The organism is Flavobacterium sp. (genome assembly GCF_044341265.1).
Lineage (GTDB): Bacteria > Bacteroidota > Bacteroidia > Flavobacteriales > Flavobacteriaceae > Flavobacterium.
This window is the reverse complement of record NZ_JBIISA010000022.1, coordinates 1-12,238: the sequence shown is the minus strand read 5'-3', so window position 1 is coordinate 12,238 and position 12,238 is coordinate 1. Positions and strand designations below refer to the sequence as shown.

The 12,238-nt window shown below is 31.3% G+C and carries 14 protein-coding genes; 12 read left to right on the top strand and 2 right to left on the bottom strand.

Translation table 11 applies throughout. The features are described from left to right. Nucleotides 1-10 precede the first annotated feature (10 nt). From ACIQ06_RS10955 to ACIQ06_RS10910, 10 genes are all read left to right on the top strand, one after another. Entirely contained in the window at nt 11-2,035 is a 2,025-nt protein-coding gene (locus tag ACIQ06_RS10955; RefSeq protein WP_396146302.1) for a M3 family metallopeptidase, read from the top strand. 11 nt (nt 2,036-2,046) lie between these two features. Beyond that, nucleotides 2,047-2,718 (top strand): vancomycin high temperature exclusion protein, encoded by a 672-nt coding sequence (locus ACIQ06_RS10950; RefSeq protein WP_396146300.1) that lies wholly within the window; start codon nt 2,047-2,049, stop codon nt 2,716-2,718. Between the two features lie 107 nt (nt 2,719-2,825). Further along, entirely contained in the window at nt 2,826-3,329 is a 504-nt protein-coding gene (locus ACIQ06_RS10945; RefSeq protein WP_288132980.1) for a GbsR/MarR family transcriptional regulator, read from the top strand. 399 nt (nt 3,330-3,728) lie between these two features. Further along, entirely contained in the window at nt 3,729-4,439 is a 711-nt protein-coding gene (locus ACIQ06_RS10940; RefSeq protein ID WP_396146298.1) for a YqjF family protein, read from the top strand. Then, nucleotides 4,436-4,798 carry a hypothetical protein gene (locus ACIQ06_RS10935; RefSeq protein WP_345090822.1) on the top strand — a complete coding sequence of 121 codons (363 nt, stop codon included), beginning with the start codon at nt 4,436-4,438 and terminating at the stop codon, nt 4,796-4,798. Before ACIQ06_RS10940 ends, ACIQ06_RS10935 begins: the two co-directional genes overlap by 4 nt. Continuing rightward, nucleotides 4,795-5,235 (top strand): hypothetical protein, encoded by a 441-nt coding sequence (locus ACIQ06_RS10930; protein ID WP_396146296.1) that lies wholly within the window; start codon nt 4,795-4,797, stop codon nt 5,233-5,235. Before ACIQ06_RS10935 ends, ACIQ06_RS10930 begins: the two co-directional genes overlap by 4 nt. 5 nt (nt 5,236-5,240) lie before the next feature. Further along, nucleotides 5,241-5,585 (top strand): hypothetical protein, encoded by a 345-nt coding sequence (locus tag ACIQ06_RS10925; protein ID WP_396146294.1) that lies wholly within the window; start codon nt 5,241-5,243, stop codon nt 5,583-5,585. Between the two features lie 11 nt (nt 5,586-5,596). Continuing rightward, the gene (locus tag ACIQ06_RS10920; protein WP_396146292.1) at nt 5,597-5,983 is read left to right on the top strand and encodes a hypothetical protein; all 387 of its coding nucleotides are present in this window, start codon (nt 5,597-5,599) and stop codon (nt 5,981-5,983) included. A 59-nt stretch (nt 5,984-6,042) separates the two neighbouring features. Beyond that, nucleotides 6,043-6,447: a hypothetical protein gene (locus ACIQ06_RS10915; RefSeq protein WP_396146290.1), complete on the top strand. Its 405-nt coding sequence runs from the start codon at nt 6,043-6,045 to the stop codon at nt 6,445-6,447. Continuing rightward, a complete protein-coding gene (locus ACIQ06_RS10910; RefSeq protein ID WP_396146288.1) occupies nt 6,422-6,880 on the top strand; it encodes a cell division protein in 459 nt (152 codons plus the stop codon). Before ACIQ06_RS10915 ends, ACIQ06_RS10910 begins: the two co-directional genes overlap by 26 nt. Here the strand turns inward: ACIQ06_RS10910 and ACIQ06_RS10905 are convergent. Then, a complete protein-coding gene (locus ACIQ06_RS10905; protein WP_396146286.1) occupies nt 6,857-7,672 on the bottom strand; it encodes a hypothetical protein in 816 nt (271 codons plus the stop codon). The two genes, ACIQ06_RS10910 and ACIQ06_RS10905, sit on opposite strands and share 24 nt — an antisense overlap. A gap of 149 nt (nt 7,673-7,821) precedes the next feature. On the opposite strand from ACIQ06_RS10905, the gene gcvP reads away from it, so the two are divergent. Both gcvP and ACIQ06_RS10895 read left to right on the top strand, forming a co-directional pair. Further along, on the top strand, nt 7,822-10,665 hold the full coding sequence (gcvP, locus tag ACIQ06_RS10900; protein WP_396146284.1) for an aminomethyl-transferring glycine dehydrogenase: 2,844 nt from the start codon (nt 7,822-7,824) through the stop codon (nt 10,663-10,665). 129 nt (nt 10,666-10,794) lie between these two features. Next, entirely contained in the window at nt 10,795-11,181 is a 387-nt protein-coding gene (locus tag ACIQ06_RS10895; protein ID WP_396146282.1) for a group III truncated hemoglobin, read from the top strand. 24 nt (nt 11,182-11,205) lie between these two features. Here ACIQ06_RS10895 and ACIQ06_RS10890 read toward each other — a convergent pair. Further along, nucleotides 11,206-12,238: T9SS type A sorting domain-containing protein (locus ACIQ06_RS10890; protein ID WP_396146280.1), on the bottom strand; the 1,033-nt coding region annotated here is incomplete at its 5' end.

Sequence of the window (12,238 nt, the reverse complement as noted above, 5' to 3'; positions counted from 1 at the left end):
TTTGCGAGCAATGAAAACACTTACCTCAACATTCAACACCAAACATAATACTGCACCTTTTTCGCAAATAAAACTAGAAGATTACAAACCTGCTTTTATCGAAAATATTTCAAAAGCAAAAGCCGAAATTGATGCCATAATTACAAATTCTGATACCCCAACATTTGAAAATACGATTGTGGCTTTAGATTTTTCTGGCGAACAATTGGATAGATTGTCATCTATTTTCTTCAATTTGAATTCGGCTGAAACTTGTGATGAAATGCAAAAAATCGCTCAAGAAGTTTCTCCGTTGTTGACTGAATTTAGTAATGATATTGCCTTAAACGAAGATTTATTCAAAAGAGTTAAAGCCGTTTACGATCAAAAAGATTCTTTGAATTTAACTACTGAACAAGCTACTTTATTAGATAAAAAATTCAAAGGATTTTCTAGAAATGGAGCATTATTGAATGAAGAAGACAAATTAAAATTACGTGAAATTGACACCGAATTAGCCAAAATCAAATTGACTTATGGCGAAAATGTTTTGGCAGAAACTAATAACTATCAATTACATATTACAAACGAAGAAAATTTAAAAGGTTTGCCTGATGGCGCAAAAGAAATGGCAGCAAGTTTGGCAAAATCTAAAAATTTGGAAGGCTGGGTTTTTACTTTAGATTTCCCAAGTTACTTGCCTTTTGTGACTTATGTTGAAAATCGTGAATTACGAAAAGAAATAGCAATTGTAGCTGGAAAAAAATCGTTTCAAGATAACGAATTCGATAACAAAGAAAACGTAAAACGCATAGTAGAATTACGTCATAAACGTGCTAATTTATTAGGATACAAATCACATTCTGATTTTGTTTTGGAAGAACGAATGGCTCAAAATCCTGAAAAAGTACTTTCTTTTTTGAATGATTTGTTGGAAAAAGCAAAACCTGCTTCCCAAAAAGAATTTGCGCAACTAACTGCTTTCGCAAAAGAATTGGACGGAATTGACCAACTAGAAAAATGGGACGGAGCTTACTATTCAGAAAAATTGAAACAAAAACTATTCAACTTTGATGATGAAATTTTAAAACCTTATTTCAAGTTAGAAAATGTTTTAAATGGAGCATTTACTATTGCTGAAAAGCTATTCGGAATTACTTTTAAAGAAGTTTTTGATATTGACAAATACCATGAAGATGTTCAAACTTTTGAAGTTATGGATTTCGAAGGACAATTAGTTGCCATTTTCTACTCCGATTTTTTCCCAAGAAAAGGAAAACGAAATGGCGCTTGGATGACTTCTTATAAATCGCAAGCCGTTAAAAATGGAATTAATGAAAGACCACACGTTTCTATCGTTTGTAATTTTACTCCACCAACAGAAACGAAACCTTCACTCCTAACCTTCAATGAAGTAACAACATTATTCCACGAATTTGGTCACGCTTTACACGGAATGTTAGCCAACACAACTTATCCAAGTTTATCTGGAACTTCGGTTTATTGGGATTTTGTGGAATTGCCAAGTCAAGTTATGGAAAATTGGTGCTACGAACCGGAAGCATTAGCATTGTTTGCAAAACATTACGAAACTGGTGAAATCATTCCGCAAGAATATGTAGAAAAAATCAAAGAAAGCGCGAGTTTCTTAGAAGGAATGGCAACGTTACGTCAATTGAGTTTCGGGATTTTAGATATGACGTATCACGGAAAATCACAAACTATTGCTGACGTAAAAGCTTTTGAAAAACAAGCCATGGAAGGCACAAGTTTATATCCTGATGTGGAAGAAAATTGCATGAGTACCTCGTTTTCGCATATTTTCCAAGGTGGCTATTCTTCTGGATATTATAGTTATAAATGGGCCGAAGTTTTGGATGCAGATGCGTTTGCTTATTTTCAAGAAAAAGGTATTTTCAATAAAGAAGTTGCCGCAAAATTTAAAGATAACGTACTTTCAAAAGGTGGCACCGAATTACCAATGGAATTGTATAAAAAGTTTCGTGGTCAAGAACCGAAAGCTGATGCGTTGCTGAAACGAGCAGGATTGATATAAAATTATTTGATTTGAAAAATTTCATTAAAAAACATTTTAAGAAACTACTTTATGTTTCCATTATTGGACTAATCCTAATTTTTGGAATTAACTTTTATGTAAAATCTAAAACTAACTCACTTATTTTTTCTTCCGAAAATGACGTTCCTACAATAAATGTTGGAATTATTTTTGGTGCAGGAATTAATGGAAATAAGCCAAGTAAATATTTAAAAGATCGTCTTGATGCTGGAATAAAGTTATACGAATCTAAAAAAATTAATAAAATATTACTCTCAGGTGACAATGGTTCAGATGCTCACGATGAGTTAACTGTAATGAAAACTTACTGTTTTGAAAAAGGAATTGATACTACAAAAATCTACATAGATTATGCAGGATTTGATACTTATTCAACAATGTATCGTGCAAAAAATATCTTTAAAATTGATAAGGCAATCTTAATTACTCAAGAATATCATTTGAATAGAGCTATATATATTGGAAATAATCTTGGTATTGAATCTATTGGATTCTCTGCAAATGAAGGAGAATATAATAATTATAATTATGTGTGTTTTAGAGAATATTTTTCGATTTGTAAATCAGTAATTGATGTCATTAGAAATCGAGAACCTCATTTTTTAGGAACAGAAATCAATATAAATGGAGTTTCAAATTATTCAAAAGACGATAAAAGATAACCGAAGTTTAATGCTTCGGTTTCTTTTTAAAATAAACTTTCATATTTTTTTGAAACTTTAAAAACTTTTACTTAACTTTGTCCTATCAATATGAAATAACCATCAAAATGGAATTCAAAGAAGCTAAAAATAAATTCGTTCAAACTTGGGGTGCACTAGGTAGCCAATGGGGAATTAACAAAACCATGGCTCAAATTCATGCGCTGTTGATGGTTTCTCACGAAGCAGTTTCAATGGAAGACATTATGGAAGAATTGCAAATTTCTCGAGGAAATGCTTCTATGAATTTAAGAGCATTAATGGATTGGGGAATTGTTTACAAAGAATACAAAGCTGGTGAAAGACGAGAATTTTTTACAGCAGAAAAAGATTTAGACGAATTAGCCGTAAAAATTTCAAGAGAACGTAGTAAACGTGAAATCAAACCTGCTTTGAAAGTTTTAAAAGAAGTTTCCTCAATAACATCTGACAATACAGCCGAAGAAAAACATTTTGTTGATCAAACCACTAAATTATATGATTTTGTTTTAAAAGCTGATAATATGTTAGACAAAATGACGGAATACAAAGACAATTGGTTGGCAAAATTGGTTGTTAAAATAATGAAATAAAACTAAAAAAATTTAATCAAAACTTTCATTTTTTTCTGAAAGTTTAAAATAATAAATAATTATGAGACAGTTTGTATTTTACCTAAATCTAATTCTAACAATAGTAGCTTTGATTCCTGTTTTCATAGAAAATGTTATTGGCTACAATTTAGATAGCAGTGATGGATTCTTAATGTTGCTTGGATTCTTTCAGGTTTTTATAGCCTTTACTTTAACGTTTTATGCTATTGCAAATGATAGACTCTTGCTAATTCTCTTAATACTCTATTGGTTTTTTGTAACCCTATTTTTCAAATTTTTCATAAATGAATTCTTTTATGTGTGCCTAATAATTGCACTTTACAATTTATACATAAACTATTGCAGCTTTTCTGATTCTAAATTTAATATACTTAACAAATGAGCTTCTTAACCGCAGAGTGGAATGATTTAGCAATGTTCAATTACGAAATCGATCCAAATATTTTAGAAAATTATGTTCCAAAAGGTACCGAAATCGACTTATGGAATGGCAAATGTTACATCAGTTTAATCGGATTTATGTTTGAAAACGTAAAAGTTTTAGGAATCAAAGTTCCTTTTCATATAAATTTTGAAGAAGTCAATTTACGATTCTATGTAAAAAGATTCGAAGATGGTATTTGGAAACGTGGCGTAGTTTTCGTTAAAGAGATTGTTCCGAAACATGCCATTTCAATTGTTGCCAACACCTTATACAATGAACATTATCAAACAATGAAAATGCGTCATTCCAGAAATGAAAATGAAAATTCAAAATCGTTTAAATACGAATGGTTTAAAGATGCTAAATGGAATTCAATTGCAATGAAGACTGAGAAAAAAGCAATTCCAATTGAACCAAATTCAGAAGCCGAATTCATCACTGAACATTATTTTGGTTACACCAATTACAATAAAGATAAGTCAATTGAATATGCCGTTTCGCATCCAAGATGGGAACAACTAAAAGTAATTGCATCCAAAATTGATGTTGATTTTGAAAGTAATTATGGCAAAGATTTTAAGTTTTTAGAAGAATTAAAACCAACATCAGAATTTCTAGCAATAGGTTCAAAAATCACAATTGAAGGTAAAAAAACTATACGATGAAAACTTTAAGAAAAATAAACAATATTGCATTTTATACTACATTAACTCTATTTATTACTTTATATCTTGGAATGTTAGCACAAATTCCACTTGGGATAATTCAAGTTATATCTGCAATTATTCTAACTTATATTACTTATCTGAAATCAAGATATGCCAAAAAACATTTAACAATATACTGGTTTGCAACTATAACAGAGCTCACTTTGCTTTATTTAGAGCAGTTTTACTATCAATCAAGTAATGATTTCATTGAACTTACATTAATGGTACTCTTCCCAATGTCAATTGCAATATATTTTTTTATTATTATGAGAAAAATCACAAGCGAATACGAACTTAAAAAAATAAACTTATGAACTTCATTATACCAAATTGGCTGATTATCCTAAGTGGAATAGGTCAAATATTTACAGCAATGATTTATCCTTACATCCGTCATCAAGTTTTTGATTGGTATAATGATGTGAAACAACTCAAACCACTTAATCAAGAAATTGCAAAAACCTACGGAAGATATATCCAAGGTTTGAACTTTTCTTTCGGATTAATAGCAATTTTATTTACAAATGAATTAAAAGAACAATCAGCATTAGCAGTTGCTTTAACAGGATTAATTGCTGCTTATTGGGTTGGAAAAGTTGCTACACAAATAGCATATTATCCAATGTATGACATTCCGAAACGAACCTTATTCAAAGTCGGAAGTTATTTTATGAATACACTTTTTGTGCTTTTTGCAATTGTGAATACTTGTTTATTTATTCATAATTTAATTGGCCACTATAAATTATAAAAACCATGAACCTCAACATTATTGGTTACACAATTTACCTATTGATAACCACAATAATCATACTAAAAGTTGGGAAAATATGTTACAACAACGGCAACATATTCGTTTCAGAACTACTTCCAAATCATGAAGATTTGTGTCATAAAATCAATCAAATATTGTTAGTTGGTTATTATTTATTGAATTTAGGCTACTGTGCCATGACTTTAATTTCTTGGGAGAAAATCCTTTCGTTTCATCAACTTATTGAAATTATTGCTTTCAAATCGGCGGTCATTATTTGCACTATTGCCATGATGCACTACTTTAATATTATCCTTCTTACGAAATACATCAAAAAATTAATTTAAATACATTTATTATGGAAACTACAAAAATTTTAATCGGTTACGCCATTTACTTACCAGTTGCTTTATTCTTAACATATTACGTTTCAAGAACGCTTTTCAAAAACAGTAAAGTTTATATGTTAGACATTTTTAAAGGTCGGGAAGAAATTGCAAATGCGACCAACAAATTATTCGAAACAGGTTTTTATTTATTAAATTTAGGTTTTGCATTAATGATTCTTGAAATGAATATGTACCAAGACAGTTACCAATTATTAATAGAAAAATTAAGCTACAAAATTGGAGGATTTACCATCTATTTAGGAATTATGTTATTTTTAAACTTGTACTTTTTCTTTAGAGGAAAACGAAAAGCAAGTGAAACAAAAGTTGAAGAACGAATAGTTTTCAATGGATAAGTTTTTAACCCAACTCTGTCAAAGTTTAAAATTTTGACAGAGTTTAAATTAAACAAGCTATGAACTTCAGTTATTTACTAAAACATTGGTTTGCAACTTTAACTCTAGCACCAATAATTTCAGAGGTTATAAATTTATTATTTATTCCAAACTCAAACAAAATACTAGGTTTATTAGAAGTATATCCTATAACTATCATTTTTGGCTTCATTTTTTCAATTCCAACATACATTATCTACTATTTAGCATATTATTTGCTTGCGAGAAAAAATGTGAATATCAAAACATCAAAATTAATTTTGATAACTTTAGCAGTAATTGGAATTATAGTTAGCTTTTCCATTACATTCAATAACAGAGAACCAGAAATAACAACAGCATATGTTTTTACGTCAATTATAACTGGACTATTTTTCAAATTAAACTTTAGTGAAATAAATGACCACAATAAACCTTACAACTAAAATTAAAGCACCGATAGCAATAATCTTCGACTTATCAAGAAACATCGATGTCCATAAATTATCCACAGCAAAGTCGAACGAAACTGCAATTGATGGCGTAACTTCGGGTTTGATAAATATAAACGAAACTGTTACTTGGCGTGGTAAACATTTTGGAATTTACTTAACTCATAAGAGTATAATTTCTGCTATGGAAATTCCAAGTTATTTTGTGGATGAAATGATTGAAGGCAAATTTAAATCGTTCAAACACGAACATTCCTTTATTGAAGGAAACGGATTTGTAATGATGATTGACAAAATTCAGTATCAAACGCCTTATGGTATTTTTGGAAAACTATTTGATGTACTTATTCTGAAAAAATATTTAACCAATTTTATTACTGAACGCAATAAAGTTCTAAAAGAGTTAGCCGAAAACCACCAAAAATAACCACCAAAATATAGGAATACTTTCCACCCAAAAAGAAGCATAATATCGTGACCTATTTTCATTTGAAAACAACAAAAACAAAATTGTTGTTATTGCTAAAGCCGATTTTAAAGAAAAAAATTCTATTCTAAAATCCGTCGATAAAAATTCTAATAACACGAATAAAACCATCAATACAACTCCAACACGTTTGGTTTTTAAAACTCCAATTTGTTGCGGAACAGTTTTCAAATGTGGATCATCTAATCTTAAATCGATGATTTCAAAGATTAAAATCAATACAAAAATCAATATAAATCGTTGTGCTGCGACCAAGAACACATAACTTGTAAAAGGCAAATGATTATTAATTATGGGTAAAAAAAGCGTCACTCCTACCCAACACAAAGCCACAATATAAATTTTAAATCCAGCCCAATTTCGAGCATTTTTTTTGTTAGGAAAGAACGGCAAAGTATATAATAATGTTATGGCGAGAAATACAAAACCAATAATTTGTGTAGTTTTTTCTAATTGTAAAAAATAATATCCAGTAGCTATTAAAGATAGAAAACTCAAAAAGGCAATTCCTTTTAATTGGAGCGACATTTGTACTTTTTTTGTTCTCGCTAAAGCATCATATTTTACAAAATTATAACCCACAATAGTTCCAAAAAAAGCGAAGTAAGAAGTAGCAAAATCATTAGAAATCCTAAACAAAATTTGCGTCAACTGCACCAAAGCATAAACAGACAAAGCCACATGAATGCTTGAATTGATGTAAAAACCGAAAAGTTTATTAAAAAATCGCATGCTACAAAACTAATCATTATGTTAATAAACCTTGTTTTTAGTTAACAATTTCTCAAAATATTACCCTTTGTTTAACTTAAAAATAAAAGTTTAATAATTACTTTTGTTCTCTTAAAACAACACACAAACTTTATATATATAATTATTAAATGAAAACAGACTCATTTGCATTACGCCACATAGGTCCACGTGAGAACGACCTACAACATATGTTTAAAACCATAGGAGTAGAAAGTCTTGACCAGTTAATTTATGAAACTGTGCCAGACAATATCCGTCTAAAAAAAGACTTAGATTTAGACGCTCCAATGACTGAATATGAATACCTAACGCACATTCAAGAATTAGGAAAGAAAAATAAAGTTTTCAAATCGTATATTGGTTTGGGATATCATCCAGCAATTGTACCTGCGGTAATTCAAAGAAATATTTTTGAAAATCCAGGATGGTACACAGCTTATACACCTTATCAAGCTGAAATTGCTCAAGGTCGTTTGGAAGCAATTCTAAATTATCAAACAACGATAATTGAATTAACCGGAATGGAAATTGCTAATGCATCACTTCTTGACGAAGGAACTGCTGCAGCTGAAGCAATGGCATTATTATTCGACGTTCGTACTCGTGATCAAAAGAAAAATAATTCTAATAAATTCTTCGTTTCTGAAGAGATATTACCTCAAACTTTATCGGTTTTACAAACACGTTCAACTCCAAAAGGAATTGAATTAGTAATTGGAAATCACGAAACATTTGATTTTTCTACTGACTTTTTCGGAGCGATTTTACAATATCCAGGAAAATTTGGTCAAGTAAATGACTATGCCAATTTTATTGCAAAAGCTCATGAAAAAGAAATAAAAGTGGCTGTAGCATCAGATATTTTATCATTAGTAAAATTAACACCTCCAGGAGAAATGGGTGCTGATGTTGTAGTTGGAACTTCACAACGTTTCGGAATTCCTATGGGTTATGGCGGACCACACGCAGCATTTTTTGCAACCAAAGAAGAACACAAACGTTCGATGCCAGGAAGAATCATCGGTGTAACTATTGATGCTAACGGAAATCGTGCCTTGAGAATGGCTTTAGGAACTCGTGAGCAACACATCAAACGTGAAAAAGCAACTTCTAATATTTGTACTGCTCAAGTTTTATTGGCTGTTATGGCTGGAATGTACGCCGTTTTTCACGGTCCAAAAGGTTTGAAATATATAGCTAATAAAGTACATGCTTCGGCGGTAACTTTATCAGATGCTTTAAACAAATTGGGCGTTTATAATGTAAATACTTCTTTCTTTGATACTATTGCTGTAAAAGCTGATGCTTCAAAAGTGAAAGCAATTGCAGAAAAACACGAAGTAAATTTCTTTTATGTAGATGGCGAAACCATTTCAATATCTGTAAACGAAACGACTTCTATTTCAGATTTGAATCAAATCATTGCCATTTTTGCGGAAACAACAGGTAAAGAAAGCTTTAAAGTATCTGAATTATCTTCAACAAATAACATCCCATCATCATTAGAAAGAACTTCTTCTTTCTTAACGCATGATGTTTTCAACAGTCATCATTCTGAAAGTCAGTTGATGCGTTATATCAAAAAATTAGAACGTAAAGATTTATCGTTAAATCATTCGATGATTTCGTTAGGTTCATGTACGATGAAATTGAACGCTGCTGCCGAAATGCTACCTTTATCAATGGCAAATTGGAACAGTATTCACCCATTTGCTCCAGTGGAACAAGCGGAAGGCTACCAAATTATGCTTAAAAAATTAGAGCATCAATTAAATGTAGTAACAGGATTTGCAGGAACAACTTTGCAACCAAATTCAGGTGCACAAGGAGAATATGCAGGCTTGATGGCAATTCGTGCTTATCATTTATCTCGTGGTGATGATCACAGAAATGTGTGTTTGATTCCATCATCAGCTCACGGTACTAATCCAGCTTCGGCAGCGATGGCAGGAATGACAATTATCGTAACCAAAACAATGGAAAACGGTAACATTGACGTTGAAGATTTAAGAGCAAAAGCTATCGAACATAAAGATAATCTATCAGCATTAATGGTAACTTATCCATCAACTCATGGTGTTTTTGAAAGCGCTATTTGCGAAATCACAGAACTTATTCATGAAAATGGTGGTTTGGTTTACATGGATGGAGCGAATATGAATGCACAAGTTGGATTAACAAATCCGGCAACCATTGGTGCTGATGTTTGTCACTTGAACTTACACAAAACATTTGCTATTCCTCATGGTGGCGGTGGACCAGGTGTTGGACCAATTTGTGTCAATGAAAAATTAGTGCCGTTTTTACCAACCAACCCAATCATTCCTACTGGTGGAGATCAAGCAATTACAGCTATTTCTGCTGCGCCTTATGGTTCGGCATTAGTTTGCTTAATTTCTTATGGATATATATCTATGTTAGGTTCAGAAGGCGTTACAAATGCTACAAAATATGCAATTTTGAATGCTAATTATATGAAAACGCGTTTAGAATCGCACTATCCTGTTTTATACTCAGGAGAAATGGGAAGAGCGGCTCACGAAATGATTTTAGATTGTAGAGCTTTCAAAGAAAAAGGAATTGAAGTTACCGATATTGCAAAACGTTTGATGGATTATGGTTTCCACGCACCAACCGTTTCTTTCCCAGTAGCAGGAACTTTGATGATTGAACCAACAGAATCAGAAGATCTAGCCGAATTAGATCGTTTTTGTGACGCTATGATTTCAATTAGAAAAGAAATTGAAGCAGCTACCAAAGAAGAAACTAACAATGTGTTGCACAACGCACCACATACTTTAAATATGTTAACTGCTGATACTTGGGTTTTCCCATACACTAGAGAACAAGCGGCTTATCCATTGGAATACATTGCTGAAAATAAATTTTGGCCAAGCGTTCGTCGTGTAGATGATGCTTATGGTGATAGAAATTTAGTTTGTAGCTGTGCTCCTATTGAAGCGTATATGTAAAAAATAAATCCCAATAGTTTAAATCCCAAATTCCAACAAGGAGTTTGGGATTTTTCTTTTATAAATATGACATAAATCAGATTATTGAAATCAGAATCATGTAACTTTGTACTTTAATTTTTTTGAGAAATGAATGACGTTCAAAATCAAGACGACTTATATATTATTGTAGGGGATTTTTACAAAAAACTTTTAGCTGATGCTAAAATCAGTTATATATTTACTGATGTTGTCAAAATAAAGTTGGAAGAACACTTACCTATTCTAGTGACTTTTTGGTCGCAAGCTATTTTTGGAACCGGTGGTTATTTTAATAATCTGACTCAAATTCATTTGGATGTCAATATGAAATCGTATTTATCAAAAGAATTGTTTGAAATTTGGTTAGAACATTTTGAAGCAGCCATAAACGAAAATTTTGAAGGTTTTAATTGCGAACGTATGAAAAATATGGCACACAATCTTTCAACGATTATGCAAATAAAAATCGCTCAAAGCGAAGATAAAAAAAGCTGAAATCAAAATTTCAGCTTTTTTCTATTAATTTTTTACTATTCTTTTTGTTGCAATATTTCCATTTTCATCTTCTAACTTCAACAAATAAATACCTTTTGGTAAATTTGAAGTTAAAACTCTTTTTTGATTTGAACTCAAGATCAATTGACCACTAATTGTATACAAACTGATTTCTTTAACATTTAAATTTGTTTCTATATCAATAAAATCAGTTGTTGGATTTGGATAAATTTTTATGTCGTCAACAATATATTCCGTCGTTGAAAGACTAGGATTTTGAATACAAATTGTAAAATTGGTAGTCAGTAAACTTGATTCAGCATGAAATACCCTAACATAATACGTTTGCCCTACAGTAAAAGTATTGTTTTGATAAAACTCACTAACAGAACTAGTAGAACTATTATCACATACAAAACTAGTTCCAGAACAAGAACCAGTAATGATTTCCATCCCCAAGTTTACGCCTACACCATTAGAAAGTGAAATACTCATAGTAGGATCGGTAGCGACAAAGCTGTACCAAACATCTTGTAAAGCAGTTGAAAAACACGAAGTTGTTGTTCCAATATTTCCCGAACCACTAAAACTTCCTGTAGTTGTTACACAATTAGTAGTTGGAGTCAAACTTATTGCACCAGAACACAAATCATTTACTGGGGTTGGATAATTTTGAACACAAATTGTAAAATTGGTAGTCAATAAACTTGATTCAGCATGAAATACTCTAACAAAATACGTTTGCCCTACAGTAAAAGTATTGTTTTGATAAAACTCACTAACAGAACTAGTAGAACTATTATCACATACAAAACTAGTTCCAGAACATGAACCAGTAATGATTTCCATCCCCAAGTTTACGCCTACACCATTAGAAAGTGATATGCTCATAGTAGGATCGGTAGCTACAAAGCTGTACCAAACATCTTGTAAAGCAGTTGAAAAACACGAAGTTGTTGTTCCTATATTTCCCGAACCACTAAAACTTCCTGTAGTTGTTACACAATTATTAGTTGGAGTCAAACTTATTGCACCAGAACACAAATCATTTACTGGG

Bases quoted from the DNA above. Each gene is read 5' to 3' on its own strand.
- ACIQ06_RS10955 (WP_396146302.1), top strand. From the start codon at position 11: ATGAAAACACTTACCTCAACATTCAACACCAAACATAATACTGCACCT.
- ACIQ06_RS10945 (WP_288132980.1), top strand. From the start codon at position 2,826: ATGGAATTCAAAGAAGCTAAAAATAAATTCGTTCAAACTTGGGGTGCA.
- ACIQ06_RS10940 (WP_396146298.1), top strand. From the start codon at position 3,729: ATGAGCTTCTTAACCGCAGAGTGGAATGATTTAGCAATGTTCAATTAC.
- ACIQ06_RS10935 (WP_345090822.1), top strand. From the start codon at position 4,436: ATGAAAACTTTAAGAAAAATAAACAATATTGCATTTTATACTACATTA.
- ACIQ06_RS10930 (WP_396146296.1), top strand. From the start codon at position 4,795: ATGAACTTCATTATACCAAATTGGCTGATTATCCTAAGTGGAATAGGT.
- ACIQ06_RS10925 (WP_396146294.1), top strand. From the start codon at position 5,241: ATGAACCTCAACATTATTGGTTACACAATTTACCTATTGATAACCACA.
- ACIQ06_RS10920 (WP_396146292.1), top strand. From the start codon at position 5,597: ATGGAAACTACAAAAATTTTAATCGGTTACGCCATTTACTTACCAGTT.
- ACIQ06_RS10915 (WP_396146290.1), top strand. From the start codon at position 6,043: ATGAACTTCAGTTATTTACTAAAACATTGGTTTGCAACTTTAACTCTA.
- ACIQ06_RS10910 (WP_396146288.1), top strand. From the start codon at position 6,422: ATGACCACAATAAACCTTACAACTAAAATTAAAGCACCGATAGCAATA.
- ACIQ06_RS10905 (WP_396146286.1), bottom strand. From the start codon at position 7,672: ATGCGATTTTTTAATAAACTTTTCGGTTTTTACATCAATTCAAGCATT.
- gcvP (WP_396146284.1), top strand. From the start codon at position 7,822: ATGAAAACAGACTCATTTGCATTACGCCACATAGGTCCACGTGAGAAC.
- ACIQ06_RS10895 (WP_396146282.1), top strand. From the start codon at position 10,795: ATGAATGACGTTCAAAATCAAGACGACTTATATATTATTGTAGGGGAT.